We start from the raw sequence: 23,605 nt of genomic DNA, 5'->3' as shown, positions 1-23,605 counted from the left end.
CACATCTGTGGCCTTTTTTACTCATTAGCAATTAAAACGTGTAAGCAACACTCACTCTTATGTCACGACCTGCCGCCGCCACACCATCGCCCATATAAGGCTTATAGTACTGGTTGGTTATGTTTTTTACCGTTAAGTAGGCTTCCCAATTATCTAACGCACCAGACTCTCCGCTAAAGGCAATATAGAGATCCTGTACAAAATAAGCATCTGTCGGTTGATCCGTTCTGAAGCTACTTTCAGTCGGCATTTCATCTTCCGATTTACTGTCATACCACTTACCCCGCCAAGCAAACATTAAGTCGTTTGTTAGGTAATAGCCAAGTTTTAAACCGATATTCGTTGGGGCGAGATCTGCTAGATATTCATCTTCGCCAGTTGAGTCTTTCAAGCTACCATCATGTTTACCCGTTATGTAGGAGGCATCCAAATCAGCAAACAGGTTTTGATACCGGTAGTTAACGACTAAATCAGCCCCCTGATTATAATAACCCTCAAGGTTAGTATTATAACCTTGTGCTTGCTCTACTGAGTTTACACCAGAGCGTTTCGCGACATCATTTTCACCTTTGTGGTAATAGAGGGTAAGCTGGGTAGACAAGGTGTCGTTATCCGCCAATAAGCCACTATTTAACTGCGTAAGCCCCAGTTTATAAGCATGTAATCGTTCAGCCTCAAGATCACGGCTTGAGGTGATAGCCTTGCTCGCTTTAGCGTATTGTACAGTGTAGATATCGTCGATAACCGGAGCTTGTAACGTATAGGCGTAGTCAAAATAAAACTGCGTCTGTTGACTCAACTCATAGTGGACTCCTAAGCGGGGGGAAACGCCAGAGTGTGACACTGCGCTATAATCATGACCCGCTGAGAGATCGTTATAATCTGCGGCCAAGTTGCCCTTGCCTTCACTGCGGATGTAGTCATATCTAATTGAAGGTTTTACTGCAAGCTGATCATTAATCCGGTAATTAAACTCGGCATAAGCACTAGACGTTTGCTGCTTGCCACTGGGTTGATAATAAGGCGTATACAACCCAAAATTCTTGGCTTCTTTCTTTTCATAAGTTTTGTTGTACACCAATGAGTCGCGGTCTGAACTTAGGTATTGAAGTCCTAACAGCAGACTATTATCGCCAAACCAACTGGTATTATTAATATCAACAAATGAACGTTTGTAATCAAGCCAAGATTCATGACCAAAATTGCCCACAGAGACGTACATTTTTTCCCATGCGATATCAGGGCGTACCCAATGTCGCTGGTTATCACTGGTTGACACGACTAGCTGAGTATCTATCCAGTCATTATTTGGTGTATAGCGGTAATTTAATGAGTAGTTGGTGTCTTTATAGGTATTATGAGCCGTCGTTGCAAACAGCGCAGTTTCATAGTCCCCGTACTTTTTAATGTTGTAATCACTAATCGTGGGCATTTGACCACGGCGGTTTGCCCAAGGTTTTTGTCCTTCATCTTTATAATCAGTCATCGACAGTGACATCAAATGGTCGCCATAGTCGAAGTCAATTTTTGCTAATAAGCTGTTTTGACGGTAGCCAGAGTAGCGCAGTTTAGCTTCATCACCAGTATCAAGTTCAGGAGGCTGCCCCTCTTCAGCGACATTGTCTCCCCAAATACCATTGCCCAGCGTTGTATCATTTGCATCTCGATAGGTGTAATTCACAATGGCAGATAGGTGACGATTAAATTGCCCATATACACTGATTAAGCTGCGTTTCTCGTCATTGTTGTCGCTGTAGCCCCCTTTAAGACGAGCGCCAAAATGCTCTCCAGCATCTAAAAAGTCTTCAGCGCTTTTGCTAGTAACATACATGGAACCACCAAAACCACCATTACCAGAGCGAACATCATGCGCACCTTTTATCACCTGAACCTGTTTGATCAAGTCAGGATCAACAAAAAACGAACCATAACGATATTGCTCAAAACCTAGAGGAGCATTGTCTAAGTACAGATTAAGGTCTTCTTCATCACCAAAACCCCACACATTAATGCGCTCCCCGCCCACACGCGTCCCGCCATCAATATTGACACCGGGGAGTTGGTCAACCAGCTCTGCAAACTGCGTTGATTGCTGCTCCTCGACCTCTTTCATGGTCATAACCGCTGTGCCCGGTGGCGCCAGTTTTAACCCTCGTCGATAAGCTCTTCCAGTGACTTCAATAACCTCCATCGCTGCAACTTTAGGTGCGCCGAGTACCTTGTTTGTCGCATCAATTTTGGCTGTTTGTGTGTTAGAGGTTGAGTCCATTGCCGAAACTTCGGTTTGTGCATAAACATGTGACTGAATCGATAGAGCAAGAAAAGATAATGAAAACAGCTTAATAGAACGTGATAACACCAGAGTATTCTCATAGATAAGAAAAGATGGCGGCGAGTATAAAGAAAAAACAACTGAATGATAATGATTATCACTTACAATTTACATATGAAGATCTAATGTTATAAAAACATCTGACTAATGCTCTAAAATTCACATCAAGCATACAAAGTTCAAGTATGCAAAGCGGCTATCGTGGTCGACGCCATTGCCGTTCAATCACCATAAAATAGTATTGACACTAAAATCTGAAGACAGAGTCAGCTGTTTCGAAATAACAAACAACCCTGCCTCTAATACCAATCAGTATAAGAAGTTGATCTACTCTCGCTGAGCGATCAAATCTTTATACTGATTGGTATAATTACTCTCTGTTTTTTAATTTGCGCTTACCATGGCAATACTTGACCGTTTGAGTGCCTAAAGACACCAGATTGGCTCATATCAAGCTGCTCGATTAAACCGACAATGCGGCTAGCGGATTCATTAGCAGAGATATCTCCACCATGATTGACCATATCAGTTTGCACATAACCCGGATGATAGATGCCAACCGTAACCTCTTGGGCAGCTAAGTCATGACTTAATGACATAGAAGCGGCATTGAGTGCAGCTTTCGACATACGGTAACCGTAACGTCCTCCAGAAGTGTTATCTTCAATCGAGCCCATTCTAGAGGTGATCATCGCCACTTTTGCACCACTAGACAGTTGGTTTTTTAACGCTGCAACGACTCGTAATGGCGCCACTGCATTAACTTCAAACTGAGCACGAATAGTATCAAGGTTGAGATTAGTTAAGCTCTCATCGCGCAATATACCAGCATTGCAGATCAATAGATCGATGCTGGTATTCGCTAAAGCTTGCTTCATGTTAGCAATCCCCGCGTCCGTCGCCACATCAATATCGGTCACTACGTTAACGTTTAATGCAGCTAACTCAGCAGATGAGTGGCGACATAAAGCGAAAACATTTTGACCTTGAGCACAATAAAGAGTGGCTAGCGCCAAACCAATACCACGATTAGCACCTGTAATAACGACTGCTTGAGACATATCTACTCCAAATTTGAGAAATCACTAAACGGAAAACACCGCGAAATTAACACTAATGAGCATTACATATTCGCGCACGGTAAGGTACACAGGCCGAGGCTAGCATTGATCGTTTGATCGCCCAACGCCCTATCACGTAATAACTTTAATTCACCTTGAATACTGGGTTGCGGTAAACGTTCTGGCACTTGGAGTCTCCATTCACCGCTGTCATCTTGACTGCCAAATTGAAATTTAAAAGCCAGATTGCCAAACATGCCTAAGCGTAGATCAGTCACAATCAATTGCTTATTTAGTTGCTCATAACGGACAAAATCACCGGTGAAATCGCGCAATGCCACCAGCTGCTCAGGCTGAGTGACTAACGGCCATTCGCCGCGAGATTGAGAGATAAATTCAATATCAGGATGACTATCGAGCACCGATGCTAAGCCTTCCCAATAATGCTCTCCATCTAATGCAACAACACGCCAAAGCAAGGTGTTAAACGGTGTGGGCGCAATAAACACCTTTTCGGTACTGAATCCACGCAGCTTGAGACTTGCATATGCTCTTTCTTCTACTATCTGCTTAGCGATTAAACTCCAACTTAAATAAGCGCTGGAAGCCACAAGCGCTATCAAACAATAACGACTGAGTGACGCTTTGCGAGCCCACCCAATGGCTATTGCGATAAGTAAAGGCAAGGTATAGAGCGGGTCAATAATAAAGACACTCGATAAAGAGTAGTAGCCGTGGAGCGGCCATAATAACTGAGTGCCGTAACTGGTAAAGGTATCCAACAAAGGATGCGTGACTAAACAAAGAAGGACCAGCAACCACAATCGAGAAAAGGACCAGTCAGGGAGAGGTTTAAAGCGTTGGAACAGGCCAGTAACAAGTAAGGAAAACGGCAGTAAGATCAATATTGAGTGACTAAAGCCACGGTGCTTTACCGTATTGCTGATATCATCGCCATAATCGATAAAGACATCCAAGTCAGGCAAAGTGCCGAGCAAAGCACCTGCTAATAACACCTTGGCATTACAACGCCTGCCTGCAATTGCACCTGCAACTGTTGCGCCTAAAGCCGCTTGAGTAATCGAGTCCACAAAACCTCTCTGAAGTTAGTTCAGTTAGCGGTCAAGCCACCAACAATGAGTGCGCTACAGACTAACCTTATAATACTTTGATTAACAACCGTGATATTGACTCAAAACATTTCTTGTAGAGCCCTCAACTGCAATTAATTAACTTTTAAGCCTAAAACTTGCCATAGCAAAACAAGGTATTTATCGCCGTTCTACCTGTAGATTCATGATTCAGTGGGAGTTAAAGGATGTTAATCACGGCATTGATTACCACTAATGGTCACCCCCTTGGTAAAATCAATAACACCGAGTAAAGCCCATCGCCGCAGCTCCCCCATAAAAAACCAGAGGCTTAGCAAAGTTAAGCAAATAACCAAAGTGGCATACTGATTTCAACATGATAAAAAATTATCTTATTGAGCCTTAACAATCGTCGCGATTTAGGACACAATGGAACCTAATATCCATCTAGACGGCTAAACATGAAAAAATCATTGAAACAGCGTTCGTCCGATCATCACCGTGGGATCTACTTTATTGGTACAACCCCACCTAAAATTGATACAGATTTTGAATCGGTCAGTACCATTGCAGATAAGTTGTTAGCCCGTCTTGATGAGATAAGTTTCGATGGTTTAATTATTTACGATATTCAAGATGAAACTAGCCGAATTGATACACCTAGGCCTTTTCCGTTTAAAGCCACATATGACTCAGGCACCTACGCGCAGCTGCTTAATCAAAAGTCCGCCAAGCCTGTTATCGCCTATAAGAGCGTCGCAGGCCTTGATGAGCAGAGCTTTAATGAATGGTTATCTCGTGCTTGGTATCAAAATAATGTAAGAGATTTAGTATTAGTCGGTTCGCCATCGACTCAAGCAACAAGTTCATTGCCTTTAAATGACGCTTACCGTGTGTTAGCCGAGCACTCTAGAGAGTTCTACCTTGGTGGAGTGGCAATTGCAGAGCGTCATTTAAGTAAAAAAAATGAACATATTCGCCTATTAGGTAAGTCCACTTTAGGCTGTGAGTACTACATCACCCAGGCGGTGTATAACGCCCAAGCAACTATCGATATGTTAACCAGCTACGCTGAGGAATGTGCGCTTAATAATATAAAGCCAAATCGGGTAATTCTGACATTTTCCCCCTGTGGTAGCGCTAAAACCTTAGAATTTATCAACTGGTTAGGTGTATCAGTTCCTGAAGCCACTCGCGAGCGTATTTTGTCGGCCGACGATCCTCTGTATGAATCAATTAAAGTTAACCACAGTAACCTACTGAAGATTTTGGCGGCGGTACTACCACTTAATATCCCATTAGGACTAAATATTGAAAGTTTAACCAATCGAAAAACTGAAATTGATGCCTCTATTTTAATGTACAAGCTACTTAAGGGCACAATGAATCAAGCTTTAGCTCAAAATCAAATTGATCAATTTGTGCTGAACAGATAACGACTGCAGTAAAGACAAAGCCCCGCGGTGTTCATAAACCCGTGGGGCATAATACTCTCCGATTTCAATCACATCTTAAGCTTGCCCGAAGGGACACGAACATAGTGTTATACCAATCTGTATAAAGATTTGATCGCTCAGCGAGAGTTTAGCGACTTTGAGGTAAGGTCATTATATGCTCCTGCATTAATGACATTCACCACATCCATGTGGTTAGCAATGAATGAAGAGCATAGTTATTCTACGTTCAAATTCATTAACGCAGCATCAAAGCCGCTAAAACTCGCCTTTAGGAGTGTTTTTGGCTTGCTACTTCTGCGTTGAATAAACTCATAAGGGAATAACCATTATGTCATTACTCACTTTGAATTAGCCGGCCTTGAATTAGCGTGCCAAAAACGCTCTGAGTAGATCAACTTCTTATACTGATTGGTATTACTGATTGCAGTCTCTTATCAATTCTTTAACCAGTTAATTAATCGTTAAGTTACGGTACAGCATTCTGCAGCTATATTCATTATCGAATTAGGATGATTAAGCAGAGGCGACAGATGAAAAATTTAACCAATATGTTAGCTACAGCAGTGAAAACAGTAACGGCTATTGCACTGACTTTATTTGTCTCAATTGGCGGCGTTCATGCCTCACCCAATACTGCGGTAACGGCTGACTTAGTCAAATCCAAAACTGATCAGAATTTGTTAGTTTGCCAATACCAGACTGTATCAGGTAGCCACTTCCAGGTGTTTGACAAGGCCTTAGACAATGAAAGCCGTTGCCCAACTAGCATGCAAGTCGCCCACGAGACTATGCTAACTGATGCAGAACAAGCCCAGATCAAACAGATGCTTTCGCTGAAGAATTAATGATTACTCAAGCGAGCCAAATTGCAACTAAAGCGCAGCACTAGCTACGCTTTCTTGTGGCTGCAATTAACACATTGAGTTAATGCTGGCAGTCTATTCTATTTATTTATGATGTTTAAATTATCCATACAAAAAGGGAACGGCTTTAACCGTTCCCTTTTTGTATCTAGACTTATTCAAACAAGCCTATTCAAATAAAGACAACATAACCCTTTAACAAAAAACTAAGTAAACAACTTATACCAATTACATTAAAAGTTTGACCATTCAGCGGGAATTCAAAACGCTGCAGGCAAGTAGTGGAATTTGAGCTAATAGTTATTATCGGCTCTGGCATCCTGCTTCGCTCTCGATAATTGCTCCTGCATTATTCTACCTTCGACCATCCTTGGTCTCGTACCTCCTAAATCTGACCGCCAAGGAGGGCCGGAATGTCTTATTTTGTATGGAACAAAATAGACCATTTAGTCGTATATCCAAATCCCATAGCGAAGCATACAGCGTTTTGCCAATTTTGTTTAACCTCAGCCGCACTACGTGAGCCCCTCAGTCTTTCCACTTCTGCTTTGCATTGGCTTAAAAGGGAATAACCATTTCTTTACCAATGCGCTTTGAATTGAAAAGGCTGAGGGGCTCTGAACTGCTCAAATACTTAATGCAATTGGTATTAAGCACTTATTGCTGTTGCGAACTTAGCTCAAGGGTTGATTCAACCGCAGCAGCAATATCAGTTTCAGTAAACAACAGTGGACGGAACTGCTTGCTGGTTGAATATAGCGCACTTTGGTCATTAAACTGTGGGCTCGTAATATTGCTCGATTGCGAATATGTCAGTATGCCTTTAGCCACTGGGCCTTGGTCAGTAAAGCTCACCGCCATCATCCAGCTTGAACCATAACGGATCCCATAACCTTGCTCTGATAAACCTGATGCTAATGGATCACCTGTTACAGCGTCCATTACAGCAGCATAACTGTGTTGTGGCACTAGGGTATCATCGCCCGATAAGCGGGTTGAGAATACGTTAAAGCCCCCCTCGGCATTATGCGTTCCAGGCCAAGGTAACTTAGTCCCAGAAGGTGTTCCATCTGGCAGAGACTTTTCAACAAACTGTACAGTGCCCATTGCGGCTGCAACATCAAAGCCTGCGGCTTCTACATTCAGTGCCGCTTTGGCTAATGCCACTAGCGCACTGCCATCTGTGGTTAAAGTATTTGGCGTTGTTGCAGCATTTTCATAATCAAATGGCACAGTCAGCATAGTTGCTTGATCAAATTGATGAGCAAATTCACGTACCAGTGCCCCGCCAATACTGTCGTTGTCCTGTTTACCATTCCACTGTTTAAGGGCGGCGCAAGCAGCTGAGATATCTTTCGACTGCGTTGCACTTACCATAACAGGACTATCGCCTTGCGCTTCACACTGGCCGATTAAATCGCTCAGCACCAAACTGTTTAGGTATACATCATTACCCAAAACTGCGGCTTCTAACTCATCAATCGTAAACTTGCCATCATCGCCTGCCGCTTCACTCATGAGCTTAAGTGCCATACGTGTGCGCAGTGATTGCTGACCTCGCTCAGGACCATACATAGCGGAGTAACCTTCAAGCGGTGCTTCGAGGTTGGTTGACCAAAATGAATTATTAGAGTTTTGCACAAAGTCACTACGTTCAAGCTTAGGTGCGTACTCATAGGCCATTGGTTTATCAAAGGCAAACATGCTGGTATTACCCGGTAAAATGGTAAAGCCCGCTTGCTGGCGCGCTGCAATGATATCTGGGTTCGATTTTAGTAGACTAATAGCGATGCCAGATAAGCCTGGTACCGTTGAGTCGTCGATGTAGAAGGTATTCCCCTCTTTATCGGCATACATGGTGTTATTAAAAATTACGCCATCGAAGTCTTTAAAGGCTTGTTTGAACTCCGCTTTGTTGCTGGCCCGGTTCATGGCTAGCCAATGATCGACAGGATCTTTGTTAGCCATATTGGCATCTTGCAACATAAAAGCTTGGCCATCATCCCAACCAAATGGTGCTTGCGTGGCTGGCGCTTCAGCAATTGGGCCTTTTGGCGTAGTGTAGATATCTTTTTCCGCCACTAGCATGCCTGCTGGACCGCCGTTGACAAAAATTTGCACCGTCTCTTTGGTGATAGGCATGGTTTCACCGTCAAACAGGTACTGCATGCGATCGCCACTCACGAGTTCTAGATTGTAAAGCACAAAATGCTCAGCTGTAGAGAAGGTATGCGTCCAAGCGACATCTTTGTTAAAGCCAATATTAATTGTTGCAGGCATGCCCACTAATGAGCCACCCATGACGTCAATATGTCCTGGGATCGTTAAGTGCGACTGCCAGAACCGTAAGTTACCCGTATGTGGAAAGTGTGGATTACCCAGCAGCATTCCTTTACCGTTTGCCGTCTTGTCTTTACCTAAACCCCAGCCATTTGAACCCAAATCTCTAGGGTTAGTTTCTGGTGTCGTTATTCTGTTTTGGTAAGCGACAAATTTACTATTCACATCTTGAATGAAGGCTGTTTGCGCTTGCGTTGGCGCAGGGCCAACGATACGCGGTAAGTATTCTTGTCCATCTCCTGGGTTGGCGTAAAAAATTAAATCAAGGAAGTTAGCCGCACCAGGAAGTAATGCAATCGAAAATAAGTAATTGGCAACGTCTACGCCATCAATAGGTTTAACCCAAGGTTGACCTGCACAAAAGGGTTCTGCTGTTTGGGTACCCGCTTCAACATCGGCTAAGAACTGGTTATAACCAGCACTAAAACCTTGCATTAACGCGCGAGAGTTATAGCTAAAATTAGGGTATTCGGTTTCAGCTTTCTGACGAATTTTTAGTGCTTTGTAGGCAAAGTCAGAAATTAAGTTACCGTTGTCTTCGGTCGTCGGTAAACCAGTAGTAAAATCAAGCGAAGCATGAGGACCAAAATACATTGAGCGCTCTGAATTGGCTTTAATAAAACCATCGGCGAGCACACATAGGTTGTCTTGTGCTTGGGCATAGCCACTGCCAAAACCTAAGCTTTCAAGGTTATCGGCTTTAATATGTGGCACCCCATAAGTGGTGCGGCGAATTTGCGCTTTAAGCTGACCTTCTGGGGCAAAAGCTTGTAGCGGTGGGACCACTTCTGCAGTGGGGTCAGGGACAAACAGCGAGTCACTTTTATCTGTTTCGTCATAACCACAACCGCTTAGAGCAACGGTTGATGCCATTCCCAATGCTAGCACTAACTTATTTAGACGCATTAAAATATCCTTTTATTGTGTTGATCCGTCAGTCATAGCTGCTGGATGCTTTTATTATTCCGGATGTCTAATTTTTGATTTTAAATAACAACTTAACGATAAAGCCGCCCAAATATTTTCACCAAATACGACAAAGACACAGCAGCCATTTAAGCAATCATTTAAACGTTTGTATACATTTGATTAACACTTGCTAACACTTAATATTGCTAGCCATCTTTAAGCGGATTTACACAGAAATTGGATTCGATTTAAGTAAGCAATTAATGATTGATATCTATAATTGATTCTGAAGAATTGCTTGCTCTTTCAGTTATCCATATTGAAACTTAAGCGCAGCATGAGCCCGAAGATAACCAAATAATAAAGTTTTACTCAGCCGCCAACTCATCCACATATTCTTTTATTTATTGATTTTTAACAAAGCTAACCACTATAGTAACCCTAAATGTAACCGCTTTCATTTTATGAGTGAAAAATATGAAATTGCTCTTCGTTTTGCTTTTTACCCTGCTTCCCTTGAGTGCTTGTCAAACCTCAAGCCAGCTTGCTTCAAGTACAAAGGATGCCCACACTACCGGCAAATTGGCTGCTCCCGCGCCTAAGAGCTTGAAGATCTCCAGAGATAGCTATGGAGATAAGCTTTATGGTTTTTGGCTAGGGCAATCTATTGCTAACTGGACAGGTCTGGTGACAGAAATGGACAAAATTGGTGATATAGGTGAAACCAAAACCGGGGACTTTTATACCAGAGAAGATTGGGGAAAACCTGACCAGCCAAGTATTTGGGGACAAGGGGTTCCTAGCGACTTATCAGACACTATCGACTTTGTTTTCCGAGAGCCTGGTGAAGTATGGGGATCTGATGACGATACTGATATTGAGTATATGTACCAGCACCTATTAGTCACTCATAACACCAGCATATTGACTGCTGAACAGATCCGTGAAGGCTGGTTAAAACATATAAAAAAAGATGAAGAGAATTACCTATGGGTGTCAAACCAACGCGCCTTTGATTTAATGGCACAAGGCATGTTGCCACCAGCAACGGGAGCACCGAGTAACAACGAACACTTTGACATGATAGACGCACAGCTAACCACTGAGATATTTGGGCTATTCGCCCCAGGTAGACCAGACATAGCACTGAAAATGGCTGAGCTGCCAATACAAACGACAGCAAGAAAGGATTCCGAGTACATAGCTAAATTTTATGTGGTTATGCACTCACTTGCATCAGCTGCAGATAAAAATTTGCCGATAAAAGAGCAATTATCTTGGATGGCAACTGAGGCTCGCCAAGTATTGCCTGATACTACCTACGCAGCAGCTATGTATGATTACGTCACACAATTACATGACTCAGGCATACCGTGGGAACAAGCAAGGGATTTGATATACCAGCGATACCAAATAAATCAAGAAGATGGTTATGATATATCCTCCAAACAGCTTTACTGTAATGGCTGTTTTGCAGCAGGCATTAACTTTGCTGCCAGTATCATCAGTTTGCATTATGGTGAAGGCGATATAAAACAGACGATTAAAATTGGCTCATTAGCTGGTTGGGACTCAGATAACCCAACCGCAACATGGGGCGGACTCATCGGCTTTATGATAGGCAAGCAAGGGATAGAAAAAGCGTTCGATAGAAAGTTTGCCTATCAGTTTAATATTCACCGAACTCGGCAAAACTTTCCAAATGACGGCATTGATACCTTTGAGAATATGGCTAAATCAGGCCTAAAAGTTATCGATAATGTTGTTATTGAATTGATGAATGGCTCCATTGACAACAATATATGGATTATTCCGAACACTAAAAATAGGCCATTGTCACCATGATAAATCATCTAGGGCGAAGCATAACCAGCTCTTACCTAAGCAACACCTAAAGATTAAAAAAAGTGGAAGCAGCACCTAACAAAACCACACATAAAGATAAATTAAATCAAGAGATTGATAAAATAGTGAGAAGCAACAATGGCGTTGGGCGATCAAGTTTGTCGCCCAACGAAATTAACTCGAGCAAATGCCATCAATGCTAAGGGTTGTTTGTGCTTACGACTTTCCTCACCTACACTCAAAATCATCAACACTGAGCATTAGACACTATACGCAGCTATGCTTAACAGGCTGCGATGACATGCCGCGCAGTGGCTAACACGCTTAGCCCCCTCAATAACGAGACAGATTGATAAAGTGGGAAGCAAACATGGATATGAAACGCTGGATTTCAATCATTATGCTTCTTATTTTCTCTGCGACTATCGTTCACTTTTCTCCTCCTAGCACTACTCAAGAAAGCTCAAGTGTGGTTTCAGTATTACCTCCAGCGATTGCAATTGCAGCAGCCTTTATTCTTCGGCAAGTTATTATTTCTTTGTTTTTAGGTATTTGGTTTGGCGCATGGGTAATTGCAGGCAAAGATTTAAGCTCACTTTTTATCGGCTTAATCGACGTCCCACAAAAGTATGTCCTTAATGTCATGCAAGATACTGGTCATATATCAATAATCTTAATTACGTTATTTATTGGCGGAATGGTTGGAGTGATTTCAAGCAACGGCGGCTTAATAGGTCTGGTTGAACATATAAAAAAATGGGCCGATAACCGCAGGAGTGTGCAGCTAAGCACCGTTTTTATGGGCTTTATTATTTTCTTTGATGACTATGCTAATTCGCTAATTGTTGGCAATACCATGCGCCCATTAACCGACAAAATGAAAGTATCACGAGCAAAGCTAGCGTATTTAGTGGACGCTACCGCAGCTCCCTTAGCATCGATTGCGCTAGTGTCAATTTGGATTGGATATGAAGTGGGGCTGATTGGAGATGCTATTAATAGCATTGATGCTTTAAACGAACCCTATATTATTTTTCTTAACTCCATTGCCTACAGTTTTTACCCCATTTTGACATTACTATTTGTCGTTTTTATCGCATACACAGGTAAAGACTTTGGCCCAATGTTAGCCGCTGAAAAAAGAGCTGTTTCAGGCGAGAATGCAACAGATACAAGTGAGGTATTTGCAACCGAAACTCAGCCTCTGCAATCTAGTTCCTTAAATGCACTGCTTCCCATTTTCATCTTAATTTGTACGGTTATATTAGGTATTTGTTTAACTGGCAAAGGAGAGACTATTACAGAAATACTCGCCAGTGCGGATTCATTAACAGCCTTATTACTCGGTGGTTTTCTGGCTTCAATGGCAGCCATTATAATGACGGTCTGCCAGAGCATTCAATCGTTAGAAAACACTATAAATGCTTGGGTAAGTGGATTAAGCCGAGTGATCTCAGCACTTGTAATACTGGTATTAAGCTGGACACTGGCAGAAATTACCGAAGCACTGCATACAGCCCACTACCTGACAGGGGTAATTGGTGATGGGATCTACCCCGCTATATTCCCAGCCATTATTTTTATCTTGGCTGGCGTGATTTCCCTAGGAACAGGAACCAGTTGGGGCACGATGGGAATATTGATGCCCTTGGTTGTGCCTGTCAGCTGGAGTTTAGTGTCTACCAGCAATGGCACGGTTAACCCTTCTGATATGCACATCATATACTCTTCAATCTCTTGCGTATTGGCGGGCGCGGTATGGGGAGATCATTGCTCGCCGATCTCAGATACTACCATTTTGTCATCTATGGCTTCTCAGTGTAACCACATTGATCACGTCAGAACACAGATGCCCTATGCACTAGTTGTTGGAGCTGTTGCACTTTTGGCAAGTATAGCCTCTGGGTTTGGACTACCATGGTGGGTCGCGCTTATCGTTGCAGTAGTGTTGTTATGGTTTGGGCTAAACCAATTTGGTCAATCTTGCCAAGCATCACCAACAAGGACGCAAACATCGTCCCTCGATATTATTTGATCTAACGGCCAACACATATTTTTTATATTAGAGTTCATTACTCTTACGCTTTCATACTCGTTTTACAACAATCAGTCGAACGCCCCCATCACTAATGACTGCCGTCGTCGCAAACCCATAGTCGAGTCGAAATGCTTTTGTACGATGTCATTAATATCTGTATTGGTTGCCTTTATAACTGATACGGTTATACCAATTGCATTAAAAGTTTGACCATTCAGCAGGAATTCAAAACGTTGTAGGAAAGCAGTGGGATTTGAGCTAATAGTTATTCTCGGCTCTGGCATCCTGCTTCGCTCTCGATAATTGCTCCTGCATTATTCTACCTTCGACCATCCTTGGTCTCGTACCTCCTAAATCTGACCGCCAAGGAGGGCCGGAATGTTTTATTTTGTATGGAACAAAATAGACCATTTAGTCGTATATCCAAATCCCATAGCGAAGCATACAGCGTTTGCCAATTTGTTTAACCTCAGCCGCACTACGTGAGCCCTTCAGTCTTTCCACTTCTGCTTTGCATTGGCTTAAAAGGGAATAACCATTTCTTTACCAATGCGCTTTGAATTGAAAAGGCTGAGGGGCTCTGAAATGGTCAAATACTTAATGCAATTGGTATTACTTTCCGATGAAGAAGCCCAGATTAAATAGGCTCTCTCGCTGAAGCGTAACTAACAAGTGGAACTGAGTAACTAAATTTTTAGGCTAAGCCAACGAACTAAGTACGCCTGCTCTGGCTTACCTTTCAATTACCCCTAAAAATCCGACAATAGTGCTACCTAAAATAATAAATTTAGAAATTAGATAGAATGCTAACAAGTAAAAAATAAGACCAGAAAAACCAGCTCCCCGCATAATCAACAAAAACAAAACTTATTATGTTCAACTTCGTTTGGAGCCAATAATATAACAACAGCAAGCTAAATATAGTTAATCAAAAACGCTTCTTGTAATACCTAGTCATTATTGAGTAATTCCCTCTTAGTGAAATAAATTACTAACCAATATACAGTTTTAGCCGGCGCCAAAGCTTAAAATAACCTTAAATATAACCACAAACGAGCTTAACTTAACATAAATCGAAACTTAACCATTTCAGAAACAGCATCAGAAAAATGTAAATAGCAAGCAAAAAAGCAAGTAAACACAACAGCCTACCTAAACACCTCGTAATTCCCGATGAGTCATTCAACAATAACCGAGTTTACACAAAATAGCGATTTGCTCTTAACTATCAAGGTCAACAAGTGGCTATGTACAACAATAAAAATATAAATAGTGAGTAAAAGTGACTAATGATATTTATAAAACAAGACTCGACAAGCTAGTGCTCACTACAATATAAACAGCCAAACATTAGTAAAAATGAATATTTAGTCATTGTAGAGCGTGTCTAGATCTGACATTATGGAATAGTTTTAATAATATATTACAACTGCTAATCACTATAAATAAATGACACTTTAAATTACTGACACTCTAATAAGTAAATGTATAAACAAGGAGTTAAAATGAAGAACAGCCTGTTATTAGCGCTTTTAACATTAGCATTGACAATGACCTTATCCTTTTCAGTATTTTCAGCTTCAAAAACTCCTGCAGAAGAGGAGCAAGTGGTACTTGATTCTTGCATGTCACTAGAGAATACCCCTGCTAGCTCTTGTATTCACTACGTTCAGGGGTTTCTAGCAGGTTCATTAGCTCCAAAATCTGATTACGTCTTACGTGAAACATCAGGAGAATTTTTCGATAGGGCCTATCAAACCCGGGTAGGTAAACGCACATCGAAGGAACAACCTGTCCAATTATGCCTACCTAAAAATAAAAATGTTGAGCTCATAGCAAAGCGCCTTGTTGGACATTTGTCATATCCGCTCGAATCAATGCAATTGCTACACACGCAAATTTTCAATGCTCTTGAAGCTGAATATTCGTGTCTGTAAGTCATAGATAAAGCTTAGTTGCGCTGCCTTGTATTAGCCCTCCCCCCCCAATGAACTTATTGGTAACGGTAGAAAGTAAACATGAAAAATAACATAATTTTAGACAAAAATACTTTAGATAAAACGACGAGGAATCTGCCGAGCCACACTCTCAGCCTCTGTTTAAGCTTGTCCCTCTTTTGGTGGGTTAACTCAAATTACAGCAACACACTACTGTTATCACTAGGAGCCGCTTCGATCCTGCTGGTGCTCTACATCGCACATAGAATGGATGTGATTGACCATGAGTCTCAACCTATTCACCTTTCAGTAAACATGCCTAGCTACCTGATATGGCTAACCAAAGAGATCATTATTTCTAACATCTCGGTGGTCAAACATGTCTGGCTTGGCAATAGCAGCATCTCCCCAACCCTTGTCACGATAGATGTCAGTCAGCGCACAGATCTCGGCAAGGTTATCTACGCCAACTCCATCACCTTGACGCCGGGTACAGTCACAGTCGACATAGTCGGTGATCGTATGACCATACACGCATTGATCAAGGACAATATTGATACCTTAAAAACTGGCGAAATGGATCGCCGAGTCACTGAATTGGAAAGCCGATGTTAACTGCAGCCACAATCGCAATTCTTGTTGTCATGCTCCTAGCGATCATTCGCTGTGTCGTGGGGCCTACGCTCTACGATCGGATCCTGGCATTTAATATGTTTGGCACTAAAACAGTGCTACTGATCTCGATACTGGGCTTTTTGATGGGGCGTCCAGAGTTTCTCGATATCGCTCTGGTATACGCCCTGATCAACTTTATCAGTGTTATCGGCGTACTTCGCTTCTCTGATTCAGTTGAGTTCAAGCATTCGCTTCAACAGCAAGCACCGACTAAAGAGGATAAACAATGAGTCTCATACTCGAGATCGGCAGTGGCTTATGTCTACTGCTAGGTAGCTTTCTTTGTCTATCAGGTGGGGTTGGAATCTTGCGCTTCCCTGATTTCTATACTCGCATGCACGCTGTAGGGGTTACTGACACCTTAGGGGCGGGGCTGATACTCACAGGGCTGATGTTAATAACACCTGACGGGCTAGTACTACTTAAGTTGATCATGATTTTACTGTTCACCCTATTTATCAACCCTACAGCAAGTCATGCATTGGCCAAAGCTGCACTGCGCAACAACTTAAAGCCCGTGATCGACGACTCAAGCAACAAAGGAGGGGACAAGCCATCGAAACTTTAGTTGATGTCGTTCTATTAAGCTTTCTTGTCATTATTGCTATTGCCATTGTGCGGACCAAAGATCTGTTGGCGGTAGTGATGTTAACTGGGATCTACGGCTTACTCTCCGCAAGCTTCTTTGTTGTACTCGATGCTGTCGATGTGGCCTTTACCGAGGCCGCCGTAGGTGCCGGAATATCAGGCTTGCTGATGCTGGCAGCGATCACCATGACTGGCCGCAGTGAGGCCCCTAAACGTCATAAACCTCTGCTGGCTTTGCTAGTGGTATTTATTACAGGTGGCATGCTGATCTACGGCACCTTAGATATGCCCTATTTTGGCAGTTTCGACGCACCAGTTCATCAACATGTTGCCCCTCGCTATATTAATGACTCGATGCAGGAGGTCGGTGTCCCCAACATTGTCACCTCAGTACTTGGGAGCTATCGTGCATTTGACACCTTAGGTGAGGTCGCCGTTATCTTTACTGCGGGGATTGGCGTGTTGGCACTGCTATCGCTACCTCTACGTCGCAAGCCACTTCAAATAGATGAGAGCAGTGAAAAGCAGATGCATGAGCAGCATATGGTGCTGCGTATTGTTAGCAAAATATTGATCCCATTTATCTTGCTGTTTGCACTCTATGTGCAGTTCCACGGTGACTTTGGTCCTGGTGGCGGGTTCCAGGCGGGTGTGATCTTTGCTGCTGCAATCATCCTCTATGCCATGTTATTTGGGTTAGACACCGCTAGGCGCGTCTTCAATCAATCGATTGTCCAACTTATCGCAGCTCTCGGCTTGCTGCTCTATGCCAGTGTCGGTGTCGTCTCGCTATTTAACGGTGGTAACTTCTTAGATTACAACGTACTTGCTGCCGATCCTATTGCTGGTCAGCACATTGGTATTTTACTTATCGAGTTGGGAGTAGGCTTCACTGTTACCGCAGTGATGATCATTATCTTTTTTAACTTTGCAGGTCGCAGAGAAGCTCAACAGCAAGCCACTGAGCTGAGCAGTCCAGAGCTAAACGTTACTCAAGCAAACAGTACTGAACAAAAAGGGGGAGAGTGATGTTTCTAGGACTCTATAACTACTGGATAGTGGTACTGCTGATGATGATCGGTTTCTATATCGTTATCGCCCATGGCAACCTGATCAAAAAATTGGTTGGTTTAACGATTTTCCAAACCTCGGTTTTTATCTTTTACATCAGTATGGGCAATGTCGATAGCGGTAGCGCTCCCATCTTGGCTGAAGGTGTGGCTCGCTACTCTAACCCTCTTCCCCATGTGCTTATTCTCACTGCAATTGTTGTTGGTATTGCAACGACGGCGCTCGGCCTTGCTCTGGTCGTAAGAATCAAAGAGTCCTATGGCTCTATCGAGGAAGATGAGATTCAAATTCAAGATCAGCTCACTGAGGATAAAACATCGTGCTAGCCCATCTGCCTATTTTACAAGTTATTGTGCCGTTGATGGCTGCGCCTCTATGCTTGTTCCTAAACCGCTCTAAGCTGGTATGGCTGTTTGCCCTACTCGTGAGCGCTTTTACCTGCGCCAATAGTATATTTTTACTGCAACAGGTAATGAGCTCTGGCACCATCATCTATCAGCTTGGCGGCTGGGATGCCCCTTGGGGGATCGAATATCGCATCGATGAACTCAATGCGCTCTTATTGCTGATCATATCAACCATAGGTACGGTAGTGCTATTTGCAGCACATACCAGCATTCAAAAAGAGCTAGCAGAAGATCGCCACACGCTCTTTTATAGCCTGTACCTACTGTCTATAACGGGTATGTTTGGCATCGTCTCCACTGGCGATCTGTTTAACGTATTTGTATTTTTGGAGATATCGTCGCTATCAGCCTATGCGTTGATTGGGCTTGGCAAAGATAGACGCGCCCTTTGGGCCGCCTATCAATATCTGATCATGGGCACTATCGGCGCGACCTTCATTTTGATCGGCATCGGCTTGCTGTACCAGATGACAGGCACGCTGAATATGGCTGATATCGCCAGCCGGCTTGTCGAGGTTAACCAAACCCGCACTGTATTTGCCGCCTTTGTCTTTTTGATTGTCGGCGTCTGTCTGAAGCTAGCACTGTTCCCTCTGCATCTATGGTTGCCGAATGCTTACGCTTACGCTCCCTCAATAGTCACCGCTTTCCTTGCTGCTACGGCAACCAAAGTGGCGGTTTACCTACTGATCCGCTTAAGCTTTACCATATTTGGTATCGAGTTCTCATTCTCTAGCCTACCGCTACAAAACATATTTTTGGTGCTCGGCTTGGTCGGTATATTCGCAGCATCTACTGCCGCAATATATAAAACCAATGTCAAACATATCTTCGCCTACTCGAGCATCGCTCAGGTTGGCTATATGATCGTTGGCTATGCCATCCAAACCACTACAGGCCTAATGGCTACCCTGCTGCACCTGTTTAACCACGCTTTGATGAAGAGCGCGCTATTTTTAGCGTTAGGCGCAGTGGTGTACCGCATCGGCAGTGCACAACTTAGTCAGTTCCAAGGGCTAGGTAGGCAGATGCCGCTCACCATGGCAGCTATTGTTGTCGCTGGTTTGAGTTTGATTGGCGTGCCATTAACCGTTGGTTTCGTCAGCAAATGGTACCTGCTTGTTGCCGCCGTAGAGGTGGGAATGTGGCCAGTAGCTGTACTCGTGTTACTGGGCTCACTACTGGCTGTGCTTTATATCTGGCGCATCGTTGAGATTGCCTACTTTAAGCCCCCTCTGCCGGGTCGTGAACCGGTCCAGGAAGCCCCTTGGACCTTCCTTGCCCCAGTCTGGGCACTGGTACTGGCTAATATCTATTTTGGCATCGATACCCGTCTTAGTGTGCAGGTGGCACAGGCGGCCTCTCAAAGCTTGTTTGGAATTAACCCATGAATCTATCGTTGGAGCTGTTACTGCAGCTAACCATTATCTTGCCTCTACTCGCCACACTGGCGATTGTGGCAACGGGAAAACATCCCAACCTTCGTGAGGCTGTAACCATCAGTTTCAGTCTTGCGGTGCTCTTTTGTGTGATAAACCTCTATCAAGGGCTCAGTGCTGGCGCATCTATCGAGGTGTTTTGGTGGCAACTGCTGCCTGGGCTAGAGGTCAGCTTTATGGTTGAGCCACTCGGCATGTTATTCGCCCTTATTGCTAGCTTTCTTTGGCTTATCACCACCCTGTATGCCATCGGCTATATGCGCGGCCACGGTGAGGATAACCAAACCCGCTTCTACCTCTGCTTCGCCTTAGCGATAAGCGCAGTGATGGGACTGGCATTTTCTGCCAACCTATTCACACTGTTCATCTTCTACGAAGTGTTAACCCTCTCCACTTACCCATTAGTGACTCACGCTGGCACTGAAAAGGCCAAACAGGGGGGGCGTGTATACCTTGGTATCTTGCTTGGCACCTCTATTGCCTTCTTCCTGTTAGCGATTATCTTAACTTGGTTTGTGGCCGGCACCTTGGAATTCACCGCAGGCGGCGTATTTGGCGATAATGTCGATACTAGCTTAGCGGGCGCAATACTGGTGCTGTTTGTATTTGGTATTGGTAAAGCGGCCATCATGCCGTTTCATCGCTGGCTACCTGCCGCTATGGTGGCGCCAACTCCAGTGAGCGCGCTGCTGCATGCCGTCGCCGTTGTTAAGGCTGGAGTGTTCACCATATTAAAGGTCTGCGTGTTTATCTTTGGTATCGAGCTATTGCCAAACCTGCCGACAACCGACTTCCTGCTGTATCTAGCTGGCGCATCTGTGCTGCTCGCCTCGATTGTAGCGATGCGTCAGGACAACTTAAAAGCAAGATTAGCCTACTCAACTGTAAGCCAGCTGGGCTATATCACCATAGGCGCGTTGCTGGCCACCTCATCAGGGGTTATCGGCAGCTCAATGCACATTGCAACCCACGCATTTGGCAAGATCACCTTGTTCTTCTGTGCAGGTGCAATCTTGGTTGCAACCCATAAATCTAAAATCAGTGAGATGCGTGGCCTTGGCTTTACTATGCCAGTCACCATGTTCGCATTTTTTATCGCTAGCCTAAGTATTATTGGCGTGCCACCTGCAGGCGGTACGTGGAGTAAGTGGTTCCTGTTGATGGGCACCATGGAAACAGGTTATTGGGTCATTATGATGGTATTGATGGTGAGTTCATTACTCAATATCGCTTACCTATTGCCTATTCCCTACCATGCGTTCTTCCCAGGTAAGGACCACCCTGCAGCAAAGACAGGCATCAAAGAGGCGCCAATGGTGTCATTAGTCGCGCTATCCATCACAACCTTGGGTTGCCTAATCTTGTTTATCTATCCGCAACCTCTCTATGAATTGGCCAAAACCATCTTAACTGTACCTGGAGTCAGCCATGCCCGATAACAAGGAAAGTACTAATAAAGAGAACAACAAAGAGCAAAAGCAGTACTTCTTTGATAACCCCAAAAATACTAAGTGGGTTATGAATATTTTCTATGCCTGCTGTGTACTTGTTGTCGTGCTTGATTTTGTTATCAATCGCCATGTCTATCATAGCTGGGAAAACCTGCCTGCCTTCTACCCCCTCTATGGCTTTGTGGGCTGTGTAGTCTTGGTGGTCATCGCTCGCTGGATGCGCACCTTTCTGATGCGTTCAGAGGATTACTACGATGATGACGATCTTGATAATAACAATGATGAAAACACCCATCAGGGTGCCAACATTCAGAATGAAAACAAAAAAGTAGGTGATCACAATGTGGATGCTTGAGATACCGCCCTTTACCCTGTTCTTTATAGGCGGGCTTATTGCTGCACTGACTCAGGGCAAGCTACGCGGTGCGATAATGGTGGCGATTCCAGTCATTAGCGCAATGCACCTGTGGACTGTGCCAGAGGGCATTCACCTGCAGATGACATTTTTAGATTATGAATTAGTGCCCTATCGCGCTGATAAACTGAGTTTGATGTTTGGCTATGTATTTCATATCGCCGCATTCATCTCCATTATCTACTCGCTGCATGTTAAAGATACCGTACAGCAAGTTGCCGCCATGCTCTATGCAGGTAGTGCACTAGGCGCAGTATTTGCTGGTGATCTGCTGACGCTATTTGTGTTTTGGGAGCTACTGGCCTTTACCTCAGTATTTCTGATCTGGGCGCGTAGAACCTCCCGCTCTTATCATGCTGGTATGCGCTACTTGATCATTCAGGTGCTATCGGGCGTCATCTTGCTAGTAGGGGCACTATTTTATGCCTCTGAAACAGGCTCACTGGCCTTTGACTATATTGGCCTAGAGAGTATCGCTGGCTGGTTGATATTTATCGCCTTTGGGATCAAATGTGCTTTTCCGTTTTTCCATAACTGGCTCACAGATGCTTACCCGGAAGCCACGCCAACGGGTACGGTTATCCTCAGTGCATTTACTACTAAGGTCGCCGTTTATGCCCTAGCGCGTGCCTACCCAGGTACAGAGCTCTTGGTTTACATTGGCGCAGCCATGACCTGCTTCCCTATCTTCTTTGCAGTCATCGAGAACGATCTTCGCCGCGTACTGGCCTATAGCTTGATAAACCAAGTGGGCTTTATGGTGGTCGGGATCGGGATAGGTACTGCACTGGCAATCAACGGTGCCATTGCACATGCCTTTAACGATGTGATCTTCAAAGGTCTGCTGTTTATGAGCATGGGCGCGGTGCTACATATGACCGGCAGAATGAACGGCTCAGATCTCGGCGGCCTGTATAAGACCATGCCCAAGACCACTATACTCTGTATTGTCGGTGCGGCCTCTATCTCAGCCTTCCCGCTGTTTAGTGGTTTTGTCAGCAAATCTATGGTGATGTCAGCAGCACTTGAAAACGGTTATGACTGGATCTGGTTGATGCTACTGTTCGCCTCAGCAGGCGTGTTCCACCATGCAGGGATCAAGATCCCCTACTTTGCCTTCTTCGCCCACGACTCAGGTCTACGCGCTAACGATCCACCGCGCAATATGTTGTTCGCTATGTTTATCGCTGCGAGTTTGTGTATTGCCATCGGTATCTATCCGCAAGCGCTATACTCGCTGCTGCCATATGATACGGGTTACAACCCATATGATGCGACCCATGTGTTAGCCCAAACTCAGCTGCTACTGTTCTCAGCCTTAGCCTTTGTTTGGTTAAACTTGAGAAACATGTATCCGCCAGAGCTGCGCTCGACTAATTTAGATGTGGATTGGATCTACAGGCGCGCCATTCCTAATGTACTTGCCAAAGTATTTGCGGTTATTTGGCAGGCCGACGGAGCGCTACGCAACGCGGTGACGAGTAGACTAAGCCAATGCCAACGCTTTATTGCTAGCAAGCATAAAGGCTTAGGCGGCCTGCTTTCAGGCTCATACCCAGCTGGCAATATGGTGCTCTGGGTAGGCGTGCTACTGGCGTCTTATCTGTTTATTGGCTTTGTGAGTAAGTTTGCGGCTTAGCTAGAGAGGATTAATAGCTTTTACTTAGCAGTAAAGAGAAGAGAGAT

Annotated in this window: 18 protein-coding genes; 14 read left to right on the top strand and 4 right to left on the bottom strand. The window is 44.1% G+C overall.

Translation table 11 applies throughout. The features are described from left to right. Positions 1 to 31: 31 nt before the first annotated feature. The 3 genes from SWP_RS04200 to SWP_RS04190 all read right to left on the bottom strand — a co-directional run bounded on the left by SWP_RS04200 (position 32) and on the right by SWP_RS04190 (position 4,484). A complete protein-coding gene (locus SWP_RS04200; protein WP_020911135.1) occupies positions 32 to 2,359 on the bottom strand; it encodes a TonB-dependent receptor domain-containing protein in 2,328 nt (775 codons plus the stop codon). 368 nt (positions 2,360 to 2,727) lie between these two features. Beyond that, positions 2,728 to 3,393, bottom strand: a complete 666-nt coding sequence (locus SWP_RS04195) for an SDR family oxidoreductase (RefSeq protein ID WP_020911133.1) — start codon at positions 3,391 to 3,393, stop codon at positions 2,728 to 2,730. A gap of 62 nt (positions 3,394 to 3,455) precedes the next feature. After that, positions 3,456 to 4,484 carry a metal-dependent hydrolase gene (locus SWP_RS04190; protein ID WP_020911132.1) on the bottom strand — a complete coding sequence of 343 codons (1,029 nt, stop codon included), beginning with the start codon at positions 4,482 to 4,484 and terminating at the stop codon, positions 3,456 to 3,458. 461 nt (positions 4,485 to 4,945) lie between these two features. Between SWP_RS04190 and SWP_RS04185 the strand changes: the two genes are divergently transcribed. Both SWP_RS04185 and SWP_RS04180 read left to right on the top strand, forming a co-directional pair. Further along, positions 4,946 to 5,920 (top strand): methylenetetrahydrofolate reductase, encoded by a 975-nt coding sequence (locus SWP_RS04185; protein WP_020911131.1) that lies wholly within the window; start codon positions 4,946 to 4,948, stop codon positions 5,918 to 5,920. 551 nt (positions 5,921 to 6,471) lie between these two features. Next, positions 6,472 to 6,786, top strand: coding sequence for a hypothetical protein (locus SWP_RS04180; protein ID WP_020911130.1), 315 nt, complete (start codon positions 6,472 to 6,474; stop codon positions 6,784 to 6,786). Positions 6,787 to 7,461: 675 nt separating this feature from the next. Here the strand turns inward: SWP_RS04180 and SWP_RS04175 are convergent. Beyond that, positions 7,462 to 10,050, bottom strand: a complete 2,589-nt coding sequence (locus SWP_RS04175; protein ID WP_020911129.1) for an acylase — start codon at positions 10,048 to 10,050, stop codon at positions 7,462 to 7,464. A 480-nt stretch (positions 10,051 to 10,530) separates the two neighbouring features. Here SWP_RS04175 and SWP_RS04170 point away from each other — a divergent pair, with 480 nt between their 5' ends. From SWP_RS04170 to SWP_RS04110, 12 genes are all read left to right on the top strand, one after another. Further along, positions 10,531 to 11,898, top strand: coding sequence for an ADP-ribosylglycohydrolase family protein (locus tag SWP_RS04170; protein WP_020911128.1), 1,368 nt, complete (start codon positions 10,531 to 10,533; stop codon positions 11,896 to 11,898). Between the two features lie 370 nt (positions 11,899 to 12,268). Next, a complete protein-coding gene (locus SWP_RS04165; RefSeq protein ID WP_020911127.1) occupies positions 12,269 to 13,933 on the top strand; it encodes a Na+/H+ antiporter NhaC family protein in 1,665 nt (554 codons plus the stop codon). Positions 13,934 to 15,441: 1,508 nt separating this feature from the next. Next, positions 15,442 to 15,873, top strand: a complete 432-nt coding sequence (locus tag SWP_RS04155; protein WP_020911125.1) for a hypothetical protein — start codon at positions 15,442 to 15,444, stop codon at positions 15,871 to 15,873. 81 nt (positions 15,874 to 15,954) lie between these two features. Continuing rightward, positions 15,955 to 16,488: a Na+/H+ antiporter subunit E gene (locus SWP_RS04150; protein ID WP_020911124.1), complete on the top strand. Its 534-nt coding sequence runs from the start codon at positions 15,955 to 15,957 to the stop codon at positions 16,486 to 16,488. Then, a complete protein-coding gene (locus SWP_RS04145) occupies positions 16,482 to 16,778 on the top strand; it encodes an MrpF/PhaF family protein (RefSeq protein ID WP_020911123.1) in 297 nt (98 codons plus the stop codon). The genes SWP_RS04150 and SWP_RS04145 overlap by 7 nt, the downstream gene beginning before the upstream one ends. Further along, a complete protein-coding gene (gene mnhG / locus SWP_RS04140; protein WP_020911122.1) occupies positions 16,775 to 17,116 on the top strand; it encodes a monovalent cation/H(+) antiporter subunit G in 342 nt (113 codons plus the stop codon). The genes SWP_RS04145 and mnhG overlap by 4 nt, the downstream gene beginning before the upstream one ends. A gap of 47 nt (positions 17,117 to 17,163) precedes the next feature. Beyond that, a complete protein-coding gene (locus tag SWP_RS04135; RefSeq protein ID WP_020911121.1) occupies positions 17,164 to 18,165 on the top strand; it encodes a Na(+)/H(+) antiporter subunit B in 1,002 nt (333 codons plus the stop codon). Then, on the top strand, positions 18,165 to 18,533 hold the full coding sequence (locus tag SWP_RS04130; protein ID WP_020911120.1) for a cation:proton antiporter subunit C: 369 nt from the start codon (positions 18,165 to 18,167) through the stop codon (positions 18,531 to 18,533). Before SWP_RS04135 ends, SWP_RS04130 begins: the two co-directional genes overlap by 1 nt. Beyond that, positions 18,527 to 20,005: a monovalent cation/H+ antiporter subunit D family protein gene (locus SWP_RS04125; RefSeq protein WP_020911118.1), complete on the top strand. Its 1,479-nt coding sequence runs from the start codon at positions 18,527 to 18,529 to the stop codon at positions 20,003 to 20,005. The genes SWP_RS04130 and SWP_RS04125 overlap by 7 nt, the downstream gene beginning before the upstream one ends. Beyond that, on the top strand, positions 20,002 to 21,492 hold the full coding sequence (locus SWP_RS04120) for a monovalent cation/H+ antiporter subunit D family protein (RefSeq protein ID WP_020911117.1): 1,491 nt from the start codon (positions 20,002 to 20,004) through the stop codon (positions 21,490 to 21,492). The genes SWP_RS04125 and SWP_RS04120 overlap by 4 nt, the downstream gene beginning before the upstream one ends. Further along, on the top strand, positions 21,482 to 21,859 hold the full coding sequence (locus tag SWP_RS04115) for a hypothetical protein (RefSeq protein WP_020911116.1): 378 nt from the start codon (positions 21,482 to 21,484) through the stop codon (positions 21,857 to 21,859). The genes SWP_RS04120 and SWP_RS04115 overlap by 11 nt, the downstream gene beginning before the upstream one ends. Beyond that, positions 21,846 to 23,558, top strand: a complete 1,713-nt coding sequence (locus SWP_RS04110; protein ID WP_020911115.1) for a Na(+)/H(+) antiporter subunit D — start codon at positions 21,846 to 21,848, stop codon at positions 23,556 to 23,558. Before SWP_RS04115 ends, SWP_RS04110 begins: the two co-directional genes overlap by 14 nt. Positions 23,559 to 23,605 lie beyond the last annotated feature (47 nt).

It is taken from the genome of Shewanella piezotolerans WP3, assembly GCF_000014885.1.
In the GTDB taxonomy this organism is placed as follows: Bacteria; Pseudomonadota; Gammaproteobacteria; order Enterobacterales; family Shewanellaceae; genus Shewanella; species Shewanella piezotolerans.
This window is presented reverse-complemented; position numbering and strand designations above follow the sequence as displayed.

Coding starts and splice junctions, on each gene's coding strand:
- SWP_RS04195 (WP_020911133.1), bottom strand. CDS start 3,393: ATGTCTCAAGCAGTCGTTATTACAGGTGCTAATCGTGGTATTGGTTTG.
- SWP_RS04185 (WP_020911131.1), top strand. CDS start 4,946: ATGAAAAAATCATTGAAACAGCGTTCGTCCGATCATCACCGTGGGATC.
- SWP_RS04180 (WP_020911130.1), top strand. CDS start 6,472: ATGAAAAATTTAACCAATATGTTAGCTACAGCAGTGAAAACAGTAACG.
- SWP_RS04175 (WP_020911129.1), bottom strand. CDS start 10,050: ATGCGTCTAAATAAGTTAGTGCTAGCATTGGGAATGGCATCAACCGTT.
- SWP_RS04170 (WP_020911128.1), top strand. CDS start 10,531: ATGAAATTGCTCTTCGTTTTGCTTTTTACCCTGCTTCCCTTGAGTGCT.
- SWP_RS04165 (WP_020911127.1), top strand. CDS start 12,269: ATGGATATGAAACGCTGGATTTCAATCATTATGCTTCTTATTTTCTCT.
- SWP_RS04155 (WP_020911125.1), top strand. CDS start 15,442: ATGAAGAACAGCCTGTTATTAGCGCTTTTAACATTAGCATTGACAATG.
- SWP_RS04150 (WP_020911124.1), top strand. CDS start 15,955: ATGAAAAATAACATAATTTTAGACAAAAATACTTTAGATAAAACGACG.
- SWP_RS04145 (WP_020911123.1), top strand. CDS start 16,482: ATGTTAACTGCAGCCACAATCGCAATTCTTGTTGTCATGCTCCTAGCG.
- mnhG (WP_020911122.1), top strand. CDS start 16,775: ATGAGTCTCATACTCGAGATCGGCAGTGGCTTATGTCTACTGCTAGGT.
- SWP_RS04130 (WP_020911120.1), top strand. CDS start 18,165: ATGTTTCTAGGACTCTATAACTACTGGATAGTGGTACTGCTGATGATG.
- SWP_RS04120 (WP_020911117.1), top strand. CDS start 20,002: ATGAATCTATCGTTGGAGCTGTTACTGCAGCTAACCATTATCTTGCCT.
- SWP_RS04115 (WP_020911116.1), top strand. CDS start 21,482: ATGCCCGATAACAAGGAAAGTACTAATAAAGAGAACAACAAAGAGCAA.
- SWP_RS04110 (WP_020911115.1), top strand. CDS start 21,846: ATGTGGATGCTTGAGATACCGCCCTTTACCCTGTTCTTTATAGGCGGG.